The organism is Kitasatospora sp. NPDC090308 (genome assembly GCF_044769485.1).
In the GTDB taxonomy this organism is placed as follows: Bacteria; Actinomycetota; Actinomycetes; order Streptomycetales; family Streptomycetaceae; genus Kitasatospora; species Kitasatospora fiedleri.
In genome coordinates this window covers 395,339-411,287 of sequence record NZ_JBIVXY010000004.1, presented here as the reverse complement: position 1 = coordinate 411,287, position 15,949 = coordinate 395,339, and the positions used below count along the sequence as shown (strand labels likewise).

The window sequence follows — 15,949 nt, the reverse complement described above, 5'->3', positions numbered from 1 at the left end:
GTAGCGGGGGAGGGCTGGGCCGCTCGCCCCCGACCGGGGCCGGCACTACGGCCCGATCGCCGGGGACGACGGCTTCGCGGGCGGGATCACCCCCACCCGGACTCCCCGCCGCCGCCCGACACGGTCGCGCTCACCCTCACCCGCACCCGCCGCTGAGACCCTCCCGGACGGGACCGAGCCGGCCCCGGGCGCGGGCCCGGCCCCGGGCGTGGGCCCGGCCCGTCACGGGCAGGTGACCACCTGGCCGGCCCAGGACAGGCCGCCGCCGAACGCGAACAGCAGCACCCGGGCGCCCGAACGCAGCTCGCCCCGCTCCACCAGCTTCGCCAGCGCCAGCGGCACGGAGGCCGCCGAGGTGTTGCCGGAGTCCACCACGTCCCGGGCGATCACCGCGTCCTCGGACAGGCCCAGCTTCTGCACCAGCGACTCGATGATCCGCAGGTTCGCCTGGTGGGTCACCACCCCGTCCAGCTCCGCCGGGCTCAACCCGGCCGCCCGGCACGCCTGTTCGGCCAGCGCGGGCAGCTCGGTGGTGGCCCACCGGAACACCGCCTGGCCGTCCTGCTCGAACTGCGGGTGCCACTCGTCCAGCAGCCGCACCGCGCTCGCCCGCGACGGGTCCGAACCCCAGACCACCGGGCCGATCGCGCTGCCCTCCCCGTCGGTCGCGGACAGCACCGCCGCGCCCGCGCCGTCGCCCAGCAGGATGCAGCTGCGCCGGTCCGTCCAGTCGACCAGGTCCGACATCTTCTCCGCGCCGATCACCAGCGCGTGCTTGGCGCCGCCCGCCAGCAGCGAGTGGTTCGCCACCGACAGCGAGGTGCAGAACCCCGCACACCCGTTGTTCAGGTCGAACGCGACGGCGGACGGAATGCCCAGCCGACCCGCCACCTGCGCCGCGATCGACGGGCAGCGGTCCACCGCACTGCAGGTGGCCACCGTGACCTGCCCGATCTCCGCCGGGTCCAGCCCCGAGGCCGCCAGCGCCTTCGCCGCCGCCCCCGCCGCCAGATCGGTCACCGACTCCTGCGGCCCCGCGATCCGCCGGGTCACGATCCCGGTCCGCCGCCGGATCCACTCGTCATTGGTGTCCACCATCGTCGCCAACTCGTCGTTGGTCAGCACCCGGCTGGGCTGGTGGTGGCCGAGAGCGGCTATCCGGACTCCGGGCATGGCGGTCCCCTTCTCCACGGGCGGCCCCCGGCCGACGCCGGGGCAACGGCCTGGAATATAGCAACCGACCGATCGGAAGCTAAACGCCGCCCGCAGAACGGACACCCGCCCGACGGGGAGGCGCCGACGCCCCGTCCCAGCGAACTTTGACGGGCTCAGTGAAGTTTGACCGCTGCCCGGTACCGCGTTCGACGGACCGCTTTTCGCAGGGCGATCGTGCACGCGACCGTCGCCAGGAGCAGCGCTGTCGGAGCCGCCAGCGCTGCGGTCCAAGCCGTAAAGCCCTTGCTGGGGACGGTGTACGCACCCCATGGCGTCTTCGCTGCGGCGACTTGCTCGCCGGGATGGCCGTCATGGCGCAGCGAGACGCGGGTGCCGTCGGCGCGGGTGCCGTCGCACCGGACGTAGTCGTTGCGACCGGCGTGTTTGGTCTCACACGCCGACGCCGTTACCTGTTCCAGTGGTTCGTTCGGCGCGACCAGGGACAGCCCGAGTGCGAGGGACACGGCAGCCGCGCCCACGCACAACGCTGCCAGCAGCCCCCAAACGCGACCGCCCACCGCCGGCCTGCCCCGCCATGGCACGAAAGCTACCCGCTCGAAAGTCGAGCAACAGCGACAGAGGTAGGCACATGGCGCGCTCTTCGCCACGTGGACCGGACTTCGGCCGAACCCCATTGAGAAGAAATTGAGTTGGCCGAACTTCACTGAGACTGATCAAGCTTCGTCGTAGGAGTGGAGCGGATCGCCGGTTCGGTGCGGTGGCGGCCGGTCCTGTCGGGGGTGGCGGCTAGCCTGCGGCGAAGCTGGAGGACTGAGGGCGAAAGCGAGGCGCTGCGGTGGGCGGCAACGAGTGGGCGATGACCGGGCCGTACCAGGAAGATCTGGAGGCGGCGTTCCGGCAGGCCCAGGAGCGGGAGTTGGCGAAGGACGATCACGGCTTTCCGGGACGCGGCATCGTCCAGCTGTGGCAGGACGAGACGTGGCAGGAGTACATCGCGACCGGGGGTAGCGGCACGGTGCTCGACTTCTACGAGTTGGCCGTCACCGAGGACGAATCCCCTTTCGTGATGCGCCCCTTGTCCCCTGACGAGGTCTCGGCCTGGGCCCCCGACGGCCGTCCGACCCGTGAGCAGTGGGACGCCGCGCTGCGCCGGTTGCTCGACCCGATCGGACGGGGGGAGGGCCGCTGCACGGTCCTTTACCGCGACGGCCGGGCAGCCGAAGTCGGCTACTGGGGCTGCACCGCGGACTGATCCCGTCCTGACCAGGTTCGAACAGCTGTCAGGCACCCCAGCGGGCGACGACGGCTTCCGCGACGTCGAAGGGGGTGCCGCACTCCGCGCAGCAGGCCGTGCCGTAGGTCAGCTTGTGCGCGAGGTCGGGGCGGCCGTCCGCGAGGATGCGCTCGCGCAGTCTGCCGGCCAGACCCCGCATCGCCGAAGTGTCCCGCGGCTGGAGGGGGATCGTCAGCCAGCCCGGGATCCCGCAGGGCTTCTTCGGTGAGCTCCCGCATCGCGGCGATCTCCGCGGCGTACGACACGTAGGGGTCTTCCCCGTTGTCGGGCCGGTCGATGCTGGCGACGACGGCGCCGGCCGGGTGGAGCGGTTGCTGCCGCTCCGTAGGTGACCAGCGCCGGGCGGTGTCGGCCAGGGCCGGAAGTGCCGCGTAGCTGGCCGAGAAGACCGAGCCCTGGTGGCACAGGGCGGACCACAGCGCGTTCCAGCAGGCATCGTGCGGATCCGGACTCATGGCGTCGAGGAGAGCGGGGATGTCCTGGGTGGTGCCGTACGCGTGGCTGAGCTCGGACCAGTCCGTCGTGCAGCGAATTCAAGCAGTTGAGGAGACGAATTCCGAACGGTCGAAGTTCGTGGGACGGCCAGGGGTTATCCGCCCCAACGCGACCCGGCTCGGCCAAGCCTGGCGGGTGGGCTTCCCCGTCACACCGGGCTCCGACCGTCAGGGGTCCGTAGCCCCGCCGGGCCGCGTTGGGGCGATGGGCCGGGCTGCGGTCGGCGCATCGTCGCACGTCGTAGGATTCCGGGGCCGGGGGTAGGACGGGACGCGTCCGGGCGGACGGATGGACGGACGGATCGCGGAGGAGGACCGGATGAGCCCGCGCAGCACGGTGGTCGAGGCCCGCCGGACCAGGGCCCGGATCATCGACCGCAGTGTCGCCCTCGCCTCGGTCGACGGGCTGGAGGGGCTGACCATCGGGCGGCTGGCCGCCGACCTCGGGCTGTCCAAGGCCGGGGTGCTCGGGCACTTCGGCACCAAGGAGGCCCTCCAACTGGCGACCCTGGAACGGGCCTCCGCGCTGTTCACCGCGCTGGTGTGGGACCCGGCGGCGGCCACCGAGCCCGGCCTGCGCCGGCTGCGGGCGGTCTGCCAGAGCTGGATCGACTACCTGGAGCACGCCCGCGAGGTGTTCCCCGGCGGCTGCCTGTTCACCACCGCGGCCGTCGAGTTCGACGCGCACGACGGCCCGGTCCGCCGCAACGTCGCCCGCCTGCTGCTGGTCTGGCGCCGCCGCCTGGCCGGCGAGGTCCGGCTCGCCGTCGAGGCCGGGGACCTCCCCCCGGACACCGACCCCGAGCAGGTCGTCCACGAGCTGACCGGCATCTACCTGGCCCTCAACCAGGCACTCCAACTCCTGCGCGACCCGCTCGCCGCCACCCGCACCCGCCGCGCCCTGGACCGGCTGCTGCCCGCCGACCGCTCGCTGCCCGCCCGCTGAGCGTCGGCCGGGGTGGACGGAAAACGGGTGGCAGCGGGCCGCGCGGGCGGGGATCATGCGGGCATGACCGACTGCCGAAAGGCCGGTGCCGCGTAACCGGCCCGGCGCCCTGCGCGCCACCGCACCCCGTGCCACCGCACCCCGTGCCACCGCACCCCGTGCTACCGCACCCAGCCGCCGCCCGGAGGCCCCGCCGCCGCACGTCCCGGGGCTGTCCGCGGCCGCGGACCGGGACGTCCGCCGGGTCGAGTGGCAGCGCCCCGACCGCTGGGTGGAGCCGGGGGCCACGGGCGAGGCGCTGCGCCGCTACCGCGCGTTCCTGCGCGCCCCCGGCGGGCGGTGGCGGTACCCCCGGGCGGCGGAGTTCTCCTGCTGCCCGGGCTGCGCGCGCGACGACGCCCGCCACTGCCGGGACGTCCTGGCGGCGCTGCTGCCGCACCTGCCTCCCCGCTCCCGGGCCGAACTCGTCCGGCTGCTGCGCCCGTTGGACGCGGAGTTCCGCCGCCGCACGCTGCCCGACCCGTTCGCCCCGCCGGACGCCCCCTGGTGGTGGCGCCGCCTGGGTGACTCCCCGTGGGGCTGACGCCCCGGGCGGGAACCCTCGCCGGAAACCCCTGTGGCGGGCGTTCGGGCAGCACACCAGGACCCCGTAAAAGCGCATGAAATGACAGGCGGAAAATCGAAGGAAAGCGCCGGGCGGCGAATTTCCGGTTCCTCCCGCGTGGCACCCACCCATTCGCCGCGCAGCTCCTAGTCTCAACGGTCTACAGCGCTGCGGCACCTTCCCGCCGCGCCCCCGTTCCGCGCGTTCGCGCGTTCCCGCGTTCCCGCGTTTTCCGTGCCGTCGATCCGAGGAGTTGCGGCCATGAGCCGTGTCGTCAGGGCCGCCCTGTTCCAGACCGCGTGGACGGGCGACAAGGAGAGCATGCTGGCCGCCGCCGAGCAGGCCGCGCGGGACGCCGCCGGGCAGGGGGCGGGGATCATCGGGTTCCAGGAGGTGTTCAACGCCCCGTACTTCTGCCAGGTGCAGGAGCCGGAGCACTACGCCTGGGCCGAGCCCGTCCCGGACGGGCCGACGGTGCGGCGGATGCGGGAGCTGGCCCGGGAGTTGGGGATCGTGATCGTCGCCCCGGTGTACGAGATCGAGAAGCCCGGTTTCTTCTACAACACCGCCGCCGTGATCGACGCCGACGGCAGCTACCTCGGCAAGTACCGCAAGCACCACATCCCGCAGGTGCGCGGATTCTGGGAGAAGTACTACTTCAAGCCCGGGAACCTGGGCTGGCCGGTGTTCGACACGGCGGTCGGGAAGGTCGGCGTGTACATCTGCTACGACCGGCACTTCCCGGAGGGCTGGCGGGCGCTCGGCCTGGCCGGGGCGGAGATCGTGTACAACCCGTCGGCGACCAGCCGCGGCCTGTCCGCCTACCTGTGGCAGCTGGAGCAGCCCGCCGCAGCCGTCGCCAACGAGTACTTCGTCGCCGCGATCAACCGGGTCGGCGTCGAGGAGTACGGCGACGACGACTTCTACGGCACCAGCTACTTCGTCGACCCGCGCGGGCAGTTCGTCGGCGAGGTCGCCTCCGACAAGCGCGAGGAACTGGTCGTCCGGGACCTGGACCTCGGCCTGATCGACGAGGTCCGCCAGCAGTGGGCGTTCTACCGGGACCGGCGCCCGGACGCCTACGGCCCGCTGACCGAGGGCTGAGCGCGATGGCCCGCACCCTGATCACCGGCGGCCTGGTCGTCACCGCCGCCGAGGAGACGCACGCCGACGTGCTGGTCGAGGACGGCCGGGTGGTCGCGCTCGCCCTGCCCGGCAGCCAGCGCTGGCACGCGGAGCGGGTGTTCGACGCCAGCGGGAAGTACGTCGTCCCCGGCGGCGTCGACGCGCACACCCACATGGAGATGCCGTTCGGCGGCACCCGCGCCTCGGACACCTTCGAGACCGGCACCCGGGCCGCGGCCTGGGGCGGCACCACCACGATCGTCGACTTCGCCGTCCAGACCAAGGGCGCCCCGCTGCGCGCCGGACTGGACGACTGGCACGCCAAGGCCGACGGCCGGTGCGCGATCGACTACGCCTTCCACATGATCGTCTCGGACGTCAACGCGGCGACGCTGGACGAGATGCCCGGCCTGGTCGGCGAGGGCGTCACCTCGTTCAAGCTGTTCATGGCCTACCCCGGGGTCTTCTACTCCGACGACGGACAGATCCTGCGCGCCATGCAGCGGGCCGCCGACACCGGCGCGCTCACCATGCTGCACGCCGAGAACGGCCCCGCCATCGACGTCCTGGTCGAACAGGCCCTGGCCCGCGGCGAGACCGACCCGCGCCACCACGGCGAGGTCCGCCGGGCGCTGCTGGAGGCCGAGGCCACCCACCGGGCGATCCAACTGGCCCGGGTGGCCGGCGCGCCGCTGTACGTGGTGCACGTCTCCGCCCGCGAGGCGATCGCCGAACTGGCCGCCGCCCGCGACCTCGGCCTGCCGGTCTTCGGCGAGACCTGCCCGCAGTACCTGTTCCTGTCCACCGACAACCTGGCCGAGCCCGGCTTCGAGGGCGCCAAGTACGTCTGCTCCACCCCGCTGCGGCCCAGGGACCACCAGGCGGCGCTCTGGCGCGGCCTGCGCACCGACGACCTCCAGGTGGTCTCCACCGACCACTGCCCGTTCTGCTTCAAGGGGCAGAAGGACCTCGGCCGCGGCGACTTCTCGAAGATCCCCAACGGCCTGCCCGGCGTCGAGCACCGGATGGACCTGCTCCACCAGGCCGTGGTCGACGGCCACCTGACCCGCCGCCGCTGGATCGAGCTCGCCTGCGCCGCCCCCGCCCGGATGTTCGGCCTCCACCCCCGCAAGGGCACCATCGCCCCCGGCTCCGACGCCGACCTGGTGATCTACGACCCGCACGCCGTGCAGACCCTCTCCGCCGCCACCCACCACATGAACGTCGACTACTCGGCGTACGAGGGCCGCACCGTCACCGGACGCGTCGAGACCGTGCTCTCCCGCGGCGAGGTGGTGCTCGACCGCGGCCAGTACCTCGGCCGCCCGGGGCACGGCACCTTCCTGCCCCGCTCCACCTGCCAGTACCTCTGACCACCCCCTCATCCGCGAGGAGCCCCCCGCCGTGGACTTCGGACTCGTCCTGCAGACCGACCCGCCGGCCGCCGAGGTCGTCGACCTGATGCGTCGCGCCGAACGGGCCGGGTTCAGCCACGGCTGGACCTTCGACTCCGCCGTGCTCTGGCAGGAGCCCTTCGTCATCCACAGCCGGATCCTGGAGCACACCGAACGGCTGCACGTCGGCCCGATGGTCACCAACCCGGCCACCCGCAGCTGGGAGGTCACCGCCTCCACCTTCGCCACCCTCAACGACATGTACGGCAACCGGACGGTGTGCGGCATCGGCCGCGGCGACTCCGCGATGCGGGTGGCCGGACGCCGCCCCAACACCCTGGCCCGGCTCGGCGCCGCCGTCGACGCGATCCGCGACCTCGCCGAGGGGCGGGAGGCCGAGGTCGACGGCACCCCGATCCGGATCCCCTGGATCAAGGACGGCCGACTGCCGGTCTGGATGGCCGCGTACGGCCCCCGGGCGCTCGCCCTGGCCGGACAGAAGGCGGACGGGTTCATCCTCCAACTGGCCGACCCCTACCTCACCGAGTGGATGGTCAAGGCCGTCCGCCGGGCCGCCGAGGAGGCCGGCCGCGACCCCGCCGCCGTCACCGTCTGCGTCGCCGCCCCCGCCTACGTCGGCGACGACCTCGCCCACGCCCGCGAGCAGTGCCGCTGGTTCGGCGGCATGGTCGGCAACCACGTCGCCGACCTGGTCGCCAAGTACGGCGAGCACTCCGACCTCGTCCCCGAGGAGCTCACCGCCTACATCAAGGACCGCCACGGCTACGACTACAGCCACCACGGCCGCACCGGCAACCCCTCCACCGACTTCGTCCCCGACGCCATCGTCGACCGCTTCTGCCTCCTCGGCCCCGCCACCGCCCACATCGAGAAACTCCGCACCCTGCGCGACCTGGGCGTCGACCAGTTCGCCCTCTACGCGATGCACGACGCCCGCGAGGCCGTCATCGACGCCTACGGCACGGAGGTCATCCCGGCACTGGCCTGACCCGGCGGCCGGGCGTCGGTCACGTACCGGCCGGCTCGTGCGTCCCGTGCGTCCCGTGCGTTCCCTCGGCCGCGACCGGCGGGGTGCCCGCGAGCTCGCGCAGGAAACGGCCGACCTGGTCCCCCAGCGGGGGCCGAGGGGCGTCGGGCTGGTCGACCCGCATGGACACCGCGCCGTGCACGGCGGCGCGCCGGTCGAGGGCCACGGTGGCGGTCGCCCGTCCGAGTTCTTCCCTGCCTTCCGCCTGGAGGGCGGCCGGACCTCCGAACACCGGCACGTCATGCGGCAGTCCCCGATGAGGCACGCCACCGGAACGGCGTGTTCCGAGCGGGTGGAACGCACGGCAGGGGCGGCGGATGGCGGTAGGGGACCGGGCCTGGTGCCGGGTGGCAGGGGTGGCCTCGGTGGCGTTCTCGGCCGTGTTCGTGGAGGCGGCGCGGGTCGCGAACTGGCACGTGCAGCATCCGGTGCCCGTTCCCGGTGACGATCCGCCCGGCGGCGGAGAGACGGGAAACGTGGTCGCCGTACCGCTCTTCGCGCTGCTTGCGGCCGTCTGCCTCCTCCTCCCGCTGCTGTGGGGGCCGCAGTGACGCACGGCCACAAGGGGCGGCCGGCCCGGCAACCGGCGGGGACCGCCGCCTTCCTGCAAGGAGTCACCCTGCTGCTGGCCCTACTGGCCGCGGTGAGCCCGCCGTGCGGCTGGATCGGTGTCACGGCCCTCGTGGCCGCGGAACTGATCGCCCTCGCCGTCGTCCTGAGCCCGCTCCGACCGCGCGGCCGGGCCGCCGCCTCCTGAAGGCCGTCCCGTGACCGGTGGGGCGGTCGGTGCGTCGGCGGGCGAGTCCGTCGTGCGGGTCGCGCAATGCTCTGAACCTGTGGATCGGCGCCGGGAGGAACGGGGAGGGCGTACCTTCACGAATGATCCACAAGCTCTCCGAGTGGGCCCGCGTTGCAGCGCGGGTCAGGAAGGCACGCCCGTGCTCAGCGTAGTCACCGACGACAGCCCGACCCGGTCCGGCTCCCTGATCGACGAGATCGTTCGCGGGGGAGATCGGCGGATGCCCGCCGCGGCGCTGGAAGCGGAAGTCAACCAGTACACAGCCGAATGGGCGGCCGAGACCGACGAGCACGGACGGCGCCTGGTGGTGCGCAACGGCCACCACCGGCCCCGCACCGTGGTCACCGCGGTTGGTCCGGCCCAGGTCACCGCTGCCCGAGTCAACGACCGCCGCGTCGACGAGACCACCGGCGAGCGCAAACGGTTCTCCCCGAAGATCTCCGAGGCCCTGCCGCTGCTCCACTTGCACGGCCTGTCGCCCGCGACCGTCACCGGGCTGACGAAGCAGTGGAGCGACGACCGCGCCGCCTTCCAGGACCGGGCCCTGTCCGACTGCGGCATCGAGAACGGCGTCCTGGCCGAGTGCGCCGAGGCGGCGGCATGACCGAGCACGCCAACCCGGACAAGCACGCGGTCGAGGTGGAACTGCAAATCGACCAGGTCGCCGTCGTGACCGCGACCGAGGCCACCGCCACCGTGCGCTGCACACTCGGGCCCGTCCGTCGCGGAGCACGCTTCGACCGCATCCGCGACGCCGTGGAAGCCATCGACCTGGAACTGACGCAGATCCTCACCTACCACCGCTCCGTCGAGGAGCTCGACCCCGTCCACACCGCGCTCGTGACCCTCCGAGGCCGAGGCGTCCGGCACCTCGCGTCAGCCGCCCCGGGCCCCCGCCGGCAGATCATTCAGGGAACCAACCCACCACCATCATGAGCAACCCGTCCACGGGTACCGACCATTGCTCGGGCGGGTCTTCGCCGAGGGCGCCCGGGAGACCGTCACCGGCACCGTCCAGGACGCGGCGCGCCCCTCCGGACCTCTCAACGTCCCTTGCCGACGCGGTGGGCACCGCTGATGAGGCTTCGACCGTACCGAGTCAGCATCGAGCGGAAGGTTCCGCTGACGGCCGTCTGTCGATCACCGAGGTCCTGATCGACCTGCCGTTCCCCCGTCAAGAGGAGAGCTCGGGCAGGCCTGGCTTCCACCTGGCCGTGCTCCGGGAGAACCGAGACTTCTGGGACGACCGGAGCGAGGAGACCACCGAAGCAGCAGAACAGGGGCTGGAGTCCGATCTCGCCGTACCGGCCGCGACTTTGACCGGCCGCTGGGGCCGCCCGACGTCGGTGGACCTGTGGCCGTATCTCGGGCTCGACCGTCCCGACCTCGACTGCACGGCACCCGAGCCGCTCTCCTTCCTGAGCGGTGCCGCCGGCAGCATGCAGGTGCGGCGGTTGCCGGTCGCAGACCGTTGGCTCGCGTCGACCATCGGTCAGGCCGATCCGGAGTTCCCGTTCCAACTGCGCGCTCAGTCCCGGCGGGTGGACCAGAGTGGTGGTGGCGTTCGGCGTGATCGTGCCCGGGGGCTGTGGCTGGAGGAACAGGTCCACCTATCTCACTTCTGATCTGACAAGACCAGTAGGATGACGCCCGCGTCGAGGCTGGCGGTTCGTGGGAGCTGGGGCTGGGCGCTGAGCAGCCGACACGGTGGGGGGCCGATGAAGCCGGTGAAGAGTAGCGACCCTGTTCGGATGGTCCTGGTGGCCGCAGGGCTGCTGTTCCTGGTGATCTCGGTCGTCAGCATGGCCAGGTCATCGGTCGGATCGCGGGTGTTCTTCGTGGTCCTGACGGTCATTTCCGCGGTGTGGTGCTTCCGTGCGGCCCGGATGGGGCTGGTCATCGACCAGGACGGCGTTGTCGAGCGGTCGATCGGGCCCTCTCGCCGTACCCCCTGGGGGAGGTCGCGGCGGTTGCCGTCCGTGCCGGACGGGGAACGGACGCGGCCGACTACTGGCTGGTCGAGTTGCGGCTGCGCGACGGCCGGGTCCTGCCGGTCGGGGGAACGGCGAGCCGTGACAGGAGCAGCGTCGAGGAGGTCGGGCACCGGATCGTCGCCATGCGGGCGGCACGCCTCGGCGGCGGGGACGCGGCCGGGTTGCTGGAGCTGGACGGTGGTGCGGGCCGGACGGGCAGTCAGCCGCGGGGGGATGCGGTCGTCGGTCCGGACGGTGTCCCGGTGGTGGTCCGGTTGACCGGCCCCGGCGGGGTGAAGCTGGACTGGGGCGCTGCGGCGCTGCCGGACGGTCTGCTGATCGCGCTCGTGGCCGCCGTGGTGATCGGTGTCGGGAGACTGGTGTCGGTCCTCGTGCGAAAGATCCGCAGGATGCCGGGCTACGAGGTGAACATCGAGGTCGGCGGACCGGAACCCCGCAGCGTCACCCTGCCGTTCGACTCGCGGGCGCAGGCCGCCGAGCGCGCCCGCGAGCTGGTCGCCGCCGTCGGCGAGCGCGGTGCGGACGCCGTGCCCCGCGCCTCCGGACGGTAAAGGGCAGCCGTAGGGACGCCCTACAGCTGCTGGGTGGGTCGATGCGTGTCCGCTGTGGCGGGTCATCGTCGAGGGGACCCGGGAGACCGTCACCGACACCGTCCGGAGCGTCGGTTGGCGTGCCGGGCCGTTCGGTACCGGTGTCGCCGACCGGTGGGTCGGGATCGACCGGGAGGGCACGGGCCTGAACCTCCGGCTCTGGGCTTACCGGGCGGGGCCCTGACGTGCTGTCACCGGCTCCGGTGGCTGTCGGTGGCGGCTGCGAGGATGGCCGGCATGGCTGGAACGATCACCTATCTGCGGGGCGACGCCACCGCGCCGCAGGGCGAGGGGCCGCGGATCATCGCGCACGTCTGCAACGACCTCGGGGGGTGGGGCAGGGGCTTCGTGCTGGCGCTCTCCCGGCGCTGGCCCGGACCGGAGGCCGCGTTCCGCCGTTGGCACCGGGAGCGGGCCGGTAACGACTTCGGGCTGGGGGCGGTCCAGTTGGTGCGGGTCGCGCCTTGTCTGTGGGTGGCCAACACGGTGGGCCAGCGCGGCATCCGGACCGGCCGTTCCACCGGTGTCCCGGTCCGCTACGAGGCGATCGACACCGCGCTGGCCGCCCTGGCCGCCGAGGCCGTCCGGCTCGGGGCCTCCGTGCACATGCCGCGGATCGGCTGCGGCCTGGCCGGCGGCAGGTGGGAGCGGATCGAACCCCTGGTCACCGACCGCCTCACCGCCCGGGGCATACCGGTGACGGTCTACGACCCCTGACCGGTCGGCCCGCCGCCGCGGGCAGGCCCTCTTCCGCACCGGCCCGATCGGCGGGACGCTGGGAGCGCACCGGGGGAGCAGGGGGAGGGGGACGCATGGACCTGCGGCAACGGGTGGTGCGGCGCAACCCGTTCGTCACCTGGACGCTCAACGGGCTGGCCGCGGCGGCCGTCCTGCTGTTCGTGCACACCATGGTGCGGCAGAACCTGTCCGCGCAGGGGCTGCGCTCCTGGCCGTGGTCCTGGCAGCTGCTCGACACGCAGAGCGCGACCGCCGCGCTGCTGGCCGCGATCGGGGCGATCGTCGCCCGCGCCCAGTTCGCCCGTACCGTCCGTCCGCTGCTGGGCAACACCGGCTGGCCGGCGGTCGGCCACGCCCCCGACGGGGCACTCGCCTGGGCCAGCCACCTGCGCAACGGGGGGAGCGGCGCGGTGGTGGTGGTCTCCCTCGAGTACCGCCTGGACTTCTTTCCCGACCCGGTGGCCGAGACGGGGGCGCGGGCCCCCGACGGGCCCGACGGGCCGGGCCCGAGTACGGGGTGGACCGGGCGGGACGGGGCCGTCGCGGCCGTCGCCGGGTACGGGCTGCGCTCCGGAGCCGACTACCGTTTCGCGTCCATCCGTCCGAACAGCTTCATCGGCGGCGAGAGCAGCTTCCTGCTCGGCTGGTTCGCCGAACCCGCCCTCGCGGTGGTCCGGGACCTGTACGTCCGGGTCACCGTCCGGGACCGGATCGGCGACCTGCACCAGCGGGTCATCTCCTGCCTGGTCGACGTCGACCGTCCGCTCGCCCACGTCGTCCCCGACCCGCGGTAGCGCCCCGGCGGCCGGGGGGAGCCGGTGCGGCGGCCTACGATGCTGCGCATGACGGAAGACGCCGGTGACCTGGACGGGCTGGTCCGCAAGCGGATCCGCGCGCTGCGGGTCGCGCAGGGCTGGTCGCTGGAGGAACTGGCGGGCCGGGCCAACCTCAGCCAGTCCTCGCTGAGCCGGATCGAGAACGGGCAGCGCCGGCTCGCGCTCGACCAACTCGTGACCCTGGCAAGGGCGCTGGACACCACGCTGGACCAGTTGGTGGAGACCGCCGCCGAGGACGTGGTGATCAGCCCGACGGTCGACGGGCCGCACGGCACCATGCGCTGGCCGGTCAAGGGCGACCCGGGGATCAGCGTGGTGCGCCAGCGGATGACCGAGCCGCCGCCCGACAACCCGGCCCGGATGCGCGCCCACCCCGGCCGGGAGTGGCTGGTCGTGCTCTCGGGCACCGCGATCCTGATGCTCGGCCACCGCCGGATCCGGCTCGCCACCCACCAGGCCGCCGAGTTCCCCACGATGATGCCGCACGCCATCGGCGCCGAGGGCGGCCCGTGCGAGGTCCTCGGCATCTTCGACCGCGACGCCCGCCGCGGCCACCAGCCCGACCCCGGCCCGCACCGCTGCTGACGGCTTGCGCCTGCGGCAAGCGGGAACGGCACCGTCTTGCGCATTCCGGGAGGGTGCGTGCCCCACGCGCATGACGGCCGTACGGTGGCACACATGAGCCACCCGCAGCCCCACGTCCCCGCCCACGGGCACGCCCACGGGCACGCCCACGCCCACCACCAGCACCCGGTCGAGGACGACGCCGGGCAGGCCGAGGTCCTCGACCTGGACGCCGAGGTGCTGGCCGAGCACCTCGCCGCGATCACCGACTGGCTGCCGCTGGACGCCGACCCGCGGCACGTCGTCGACCTCGGGGCCGGCACCGGCGCCGGCACCTTCGCGCTGCTGGGCCGCTTCCCCGGGGCCCGGGTCACCGCCGTCGACGCCTCGCCCGGCCACCTGCTGCGCCTGCGCGAGAAGGCGCACGCGCTGGGCCTGGCGGACCGGATCACCACCGTGCAGGCCGACCTGGACGAGGCCGACTGGCCCGAACTCGGCCGGCCCGACCTGATCTGGGCGTCCGCCTCGATGCACCACCTGGCCGACCCCGACCGGGCCCTGCGCCGCGTCCGCGAACTCCTCGCCCCGGACGGCGTGTTCGCCCTGGTCGAACTGGCCGGCTTCCCGCGCTTCCTGCCGCCGGACGCGCCCGCCGAGCGCCCCGGCCTGGAGGAGCGCTGCCAGCGCGCGACCGACCACTTCCACGCCGAGCACGTCCCGCACCGGGGCGCCGACTGGGGACCGCTGCTGACCGCCGCCGGGTTCACCGTCACCGGCGAGCGCACCGTCACCGTCCACATCGACGCCACCGAGCACCCGTCCGTCGGCCGCTACGCCCTGGCCACCCTGCGCCGGATCCGCTCGGCCGCCGCCGAGGCGCTCGACCCCGCCGACCTGGCCGCCCTCGACCGGCTGACCGACGCCGACGGCCCGGACAGCGTCGCGCTGCGCGAGGACCTCGCGGTGCGCACCGAACGCCAGGTCTGGGCCGCCCGCCGCTGACGCCCACCTCGCCGAGGCCCGCACCGCCGAGGTCGACCGCCCGGCCCCCGCGTCCGGTGCTTCAGGCCCGGCGCCGCTCGTACAGGGCACGGCCGATCCGGCGGCCCAGCAGCAGGTGGGCCAGCAGGGCGCCGAGCGTGTTCAGCAGGACGTCGTCCACGTCGAACGCCCGGCCCTCCACCAGCAGGCCCTGCGCCGCCTCGACCGTGACCATCACCAGCGCGGTCAGCGCGGTCGCCGCCAGCACGCTGCGCAGCCGGGGGAACAGCACCGGCAGCAGCACCCCGAACGGCGCGCCCAGCAGGATGTTCCCGCCCACCTGCTGGGCGGCGGCCCGGACGGCGGGCTGGTCCAGGTAGCCGCGCAGCGAGGCGCCGAGGTGGAAGTTGGGGTGCACCAGGTCTCGGGCGCCGGGCTCCGGCACCAGCGTCACCCGGGCCAGCGCGACCGCGAACACCACGGTCAGCACCAGCCCCGCCAGCAGGATCAGCCACCGGGCCAGGACGGAGAACGGCCCGCGCCGCTGCATGAACGCCGGCCGGGTCCGCTCGGCCCGCGGGGCGCCCGCGTCCCCGGGGGCGGCCGGGACGTCCCCGGACGCCGCCGGGGCGCTCCCGGGCTTCCGGGTCCGCCAGCGCTTCCAGTCCCACGACGAGGACCGGCCGCCCACCGGTTCCACGTCCACGGCCGGTGCCTCCTGCTGCCCGGCTCCCGTCGAAGTGGCCCGCACTCTGCCCACTGTCGAGGCCCTCCCCATTCCCGCGTTCCGCTCCCTGTTCCCCGTGCCACCGCCGAATACCCCGTGGCAGCGCTCCCATGCCGCGCCGACCGGCGCCGACCGGCGCGGGCCGGTGGCCTCCGGCCGGGCGGTGCGGCAGACTCGTCCGCATGGTTTCCCTGGTGCAGAACGTGGCGATCGACTGTGCGGACGCCTACCGGCTGGCCCGGTTCTGGGGCGCGGTGACGGGCCGCCCGGTCGACCCGGACGGCCGTCCGGGCGACCGCGAGACGCAGGTGACCCTGGCCGACGGGCTGGTGCTCTACTTCAACCAGGTGCCCGAGGCCAAGACGGCCAAGAACCGGGTCCACCTCTGCCTGCGGCCCGAGACCACCCGCGACGCGGAGGCGGAACGCCTGCTGGCCCTCGGCGCCGTCCTGGTCGCCGACCGCCGCGACGCCGACGGCACCGGCTGGGTGGTGCTGGCCGACCCGGAGGGCAACGAGTTCTGCGTCCTGCGCGGCACTGCCGAACGGGCCCCCGCCCACTGACCCGGCGTACAGCGCAAGGCGTAAGGCGGCGGCCGCCCCCTCCCGCACGGAGGGGGCGGCCGCCTTTCCGGTGGGG

21 protein-coding genes and 1 pseudogene are annotated in these 15,949 nt (G+C 73.6%); 17 read left to right on the top strand and 5 right to left on the bottom strand.

Annotated elements, in window-relative coordinates:
- Window positions 1–222: 222 nt before the first annotated feature.
- Window positions 223–1,173 (bottom strand): beta-ketoacyl-ACP synthase III, encoded by a 951-nt coding sequence (locus ACIQVD_RS12450; protein WP_400684721.1) that lies wholly within the window; start codon window positions 1,171–1,173, stop codon window positions 223–225.
- 155 nt (window positions 1,174–1,328) lie between these two features.
- Entirely contained in the window at window positions 1,329–1,679 is a 351-nt protein-coding gene (locus ACIQVD_RS12445; protein WP_402288390.1) for a hypothetical protein, read from the bottom strand.
- A gap of 332 nt (window positions 1,680–2,011) precedes the next feature.
- On the opposite strand from ACIQVD_RS12445, the gene ACIQVD_RS12440 reads away from it, so the two are divergent.
- The gene (locus ACIQVD_RS12440; protein ID WP_402288387.1) at window positions 2,012–2,428 is read left to right on the top strand and encodes a hypothetical protein; all 417 of its coding nucleotides are present in this window, start codon (window positions 2,012–2,014) and stop codon (window positions 2,426–2,428) included.
- A gap of 28 nt (window positions 2,429–2,456) precedes the next feature.
- On the opposite strand, the gene ACIQVD_RS12435 is transcribed toward ACIQVD_RS12440, so the two are convergent.
- On the bottom strand, window positions 2,457–2,609 hold the full coding sequence (locus ACIQVD_RS12435; RefSeq protein ID WP_402288385.1) for a hypothetical protein: 153 nt from the start codon (window positions 2,607–2,609) through the stop codon (window positions 2,457–2,459).
- 674 nt (window positions 2,610–3,283) lie between these two features.
- On the opposite strand from ACIQVD_RS12435, the gene ACIQVD_RS12430 reads away from it, so the two are divergent.
- The 5 genes from ACIQVD_RS12430 to ACIQVD_RS12410 all read left to right on the top strand — a co-directional run bounded on the left by ACIQVD_RS12430 (window position 3,284) and on the right by ACIQVD_RS12410 (window position 8,042).
- Window positions 3,284–3,910, top strand: coding sequence for a TetR/AcrR family transcriptional regulator (locus ACIQVD_RS12430; protein WP_402288382.1), 627 nt, complete (start codon window positions 3,284–3,286; stop codon window positions 3,908–3,910).
- An 85-nt stretch (window positions 3,911–3,995) separates the two neighbouring features.
- On the top strand, window positions 3,996–4,493 hold the full coding sequence (locus tag ACIQVD_RS12425; protein WP_402288380.1) for a hypothetical protein: 498 nt from the start codon (window positions 3,996–3,998) through the stop codon (window positions 4,491–4,493).
- Between the two features lie 282 nt (window positions 4,494–4,775).
- A complete protein-coding gene (locus tag ACIQVD_RS12420) occupies window positions 4,776–5,618 on the top strand; it encodes a nitrilase-related carbon-nitrogen hydrolase (RefSeq protein ID WP_402288379.1) in 843 nt (280 codons plus the stop codon).
- 5 nt (window positions 5,619–5,623) lie between these two features.
- Entirely contained in the window at window positions 5,624–7,012 is a 1,389-nt protein-coding gene (hydA, locus tag ACIQVD_RS12415) for a dihydropyrimidinase (RefSeq protein ID WP_402288376.1), read from the top strand.
- Window positions 7,013–7,043: 31 nt separating this feature from the next.
- Complete coding sequence (locus tag ACIQVD_RS12410; protein WP_400684743.1) at window positions 7,044–8,042, top strand: TIGR03842 family LLM class F420-dependent oxidoreductase; 999 nt, start codon at window positions 7,044–7,046, stop codon at window positions 8,040–8,042.
- A 19-nt stretch (window positions 8,043–8,061) separates the two neighbouring features.
- Here ACIQVD_RS12410 and ACIQVD_RS12405 read toward each other — a convergent pair whose 3' ends face one another.
- Window positions 8,062–8,313, bottom strand: a complete 252-nt coding sequence (locus tag ACIQVD_RS12405) for a hypothetical protein (protein ID WP_402288374.1) — start codon at window positions 8,311–8,313, stop codon at window positions 8,062–8,064.
- 133 nt (window positions 8,314–8,446) lie between these two features.
- On the opposite strand from ACIQVD_RS12405, the gene ACIQVD_RS12400 reads away from it, so the two are divergent.
- From ACIQVD_RS12400 to ACIQVD_RS12355, 10 genes and pseudogenes are all read left to right on the top strand, one after another.
- The gene (locus tag ACIQVD_RS12400; RefSeq protein ID WP_402288371.1) at window positions 8,447–8,632 is read left to right on the top strand and encodes a hypothetical protein; all 186 of its coding nucleotides are present in this window, start codon (window positions 8,447–8,449) and stop codon (window positions 8,630–8,632) included.
- Window positions 8,629–8,838: a hypothetical protein gene (locus tag ACIQVD_RS12395; protein WP_402288368.1), complete on the top strand. Its 210-nt coding sequence runs from the start codon at window positions 8,629–8,631 to the stop codon at window positions 8,836–8,838. Before ACIQVD_RS12400 ends, ACIQVD_RS12395 begins: the two co-directional genes overlap by 4 nt.
- Before the next feature lie 181 nt (window positions 8,839–9,019).
- Window positions 9,020–9,430 (top strand): annotated as a pseudogene (locus ACIQVD_RS12390) (IS256 family transposase); the annotation flags it as partial.
- A gap of 50 nt (window positions 9,431–9,480) precedes the next feature.
- Window positions 9,481–9,816 (top strand): hypothetical protein, encoded by a 336-nt coding sequence (locus ACIQVD_RS12385; RefSeq protein WP_402288365.1) that lies wholly within the window; start codon window positions 9,481–9,483, stop codon window positions 9,814–9,816.
- A gap of 128 nt (window positions 9,817–9,944) precedes the next feature.
- On the top strand, window positions 9,945–10,505 hold the full coding sequence (locus ACIQVD_RS12380; RefSeq protein WP_402288363.1) for a hypothetical protein: 561 nt from the start codon (window positions 9,945–9,947) through the stop codon (window positions 10,503–10,505).
- Between the two features lie 398 nt (window positions 10,506–10,903).
- Window positions 10,904–11,425 (top strand): hypothetical protein, encoded by a 522-nt coding sequence (locus ACIQVD_RS12375; RefSeq protein WP_402288360.1) that lies wholly within the window; start codon window positions 10,904–10,906, stop codon window positions 11,423–11,425.
- A 276-nt stretch (window positions 11,426–11,701) separates the two neighbouring features.
- The gene (locus ACIQVD_RS12370; protein WP_402288358.1) at window positions 11,702–12,181 is read left to right on the top strand and encodes an Appr-1-p processing protein; all 480 of its coding nucleotides are present in this window, start codon (window positions 11,702–11,704) and stop codon (window positions 12,179–12,181) included.
- A 95-nt stretch (window positions 12,182–12,276) separates the two neighbouring features.
- Window positions 12,277–12,996 carry a hypothetical protein gene (locus tag ACIQVD_RS12365; protein WP_402288356.1) on the top strand — a complete coding sequence of 240 codons (720 nt, stop codon included), beginning with the start codon at window positions 12,277–12,279 and terminating at the stop codon, window positions 12,994–12,996.
- A 48-nt stretch (window positions 12,997–13,044) separates the two neighbouring features.
- Window positions 13,045–13,623, top strand: coding sequence for a helix-turn-helix domain-containing protein (locus ACIQVD_RS12360; protein ID WP_400684772.1), 579 nt, complete (start codon window positions 13,045–13,047; stop codon window positions 13,621–13,623).
- A gap of 93 nt (window positions 13,624–13,716) precedes the next feature.
- A complete protein-coding gene (locus ACIQVD_RS12355; protein WP_402288354.1) occupies window positions 13,717–14,604 on the top strand; it encodes a class I SAM-dependent methyltransferase in 888 nt (295 codons plus the stop codon).
- A 61-nt stretch (window positions 14,605–14,665) separates the two neighbouring features.
- On the opposite strand, the gene ACIQVD_RS12350 is transcribed toward ACIQVD_RS12355, so the two are convergent.
- The gene (locus ACIQVD_RS12350) at window positions 14,666–15,289 is read right to left on the bottom strand and encodes a VanZ family protein (protein WP_402288352.1); all 624 of its coding nucleotides are present in this window, start codon (window positions 15,287–15,289) and stop codon (window positions 14,666–14,668) included.
- A 203-nt stretch (window positions 15,290–15,492) separates the two neighbouring features.
- Between ACIQVD_RS12350 and ACIQVD_RS12345 the strand changes: the two genes are divergently transcribed.
- Complete coding sequence (locus ACIQVD_RS12345) at window positions 15,493–15,873, top strand: VOC family protein (RefSeq protein ID WP_402288350.1); 381 nt, start codon at window positions 15,493–15,495, stop codon at window positions 15,871–15,873.
- Window positions 15,874–15,949: the final 76 nt, after the last annotated feature.

Bases quoted from the DNA above. Each gene is read 5' to 3' on its own strand.
- ACIQVD_RS12450 (WP_400684721.1), bottom strand. From the start codon at position 1,173: ATGCCCGGAGTCCGGATAGCCGCTCTCGGCCACCACCAGCCCAGCCGG.
- ACIQVD_RS12435 (WP_402288385.1), bottom strand. From the start codon at position 2,609: ATGCGGGGTCTGGCCGGCAGACTGCGCGAGCGCATCCTCGCGGACGGC.
- ACIQVD_RS12430 (WP_402288382.1), top strand. From the start codon at position 3,284: ATGAGCCCGCGCAGCACGGTGGTCGAGGCCCGCCGGACCAGGGCCCGG.
- ACIQVD_RS12420 (WP_402288379.1), top strand. From the start codon at position 4,776: ATGAGCCGTGTCGTCAGGGCCGCCCTGTTCCAGACCGCGTGGACGGGC.
- hydA (WP_402288376.1), top strand. From the start codon at position 5,624: ATGGCCCGCACCCTGATCACCGGCGGCCTGGTCGTCACCGCCGCCGAG.
- ACIQVD_RS12385 (WP_402288365.1), top strand. From the start codon at position 9,481: ATGACCGAGCACGCCAACCCGGACAAGCACGCGGTCGAGGTGGAACTG.
- ACIQVD_RS12370 (WP_402288358.1), top strand. From the start codon at position 11,702: ATGGCTGGAACGATCACCTATCTGCGGGGCGACGCCACCGCGCCGCAG.
- ACIQVD_RS12365 (WP_402288356.1), top strand. From the start codon at position 12,277: ATGGACCTGCGGCAACGGGTGGTGCGGCGCAACCCGTTCGTCACCTGG.
- ACIQVD_RS12360 (WP_400684772.1), top strand. From the start codon at position 13,045: ATGACGGAAGACGCCGGTGACCTGGACGGGCTGGTCCGCAAGCGGATC.
- ACIQVD_RS12355 (WP_402288354.1), top strand. From the start codon at position 13,717: ATGAGCCACCCGCAGCCCCACGTCCCCGCCCACGGGCACGCCCACGGG.
- ACIQVD_RS12345 (WP_402288350.1), top strand. From the start codon at position 15,493: ATGGTTTCCCTGGTGCAGAACGTGGCGATCGACTGTGCGGACGCCTAC.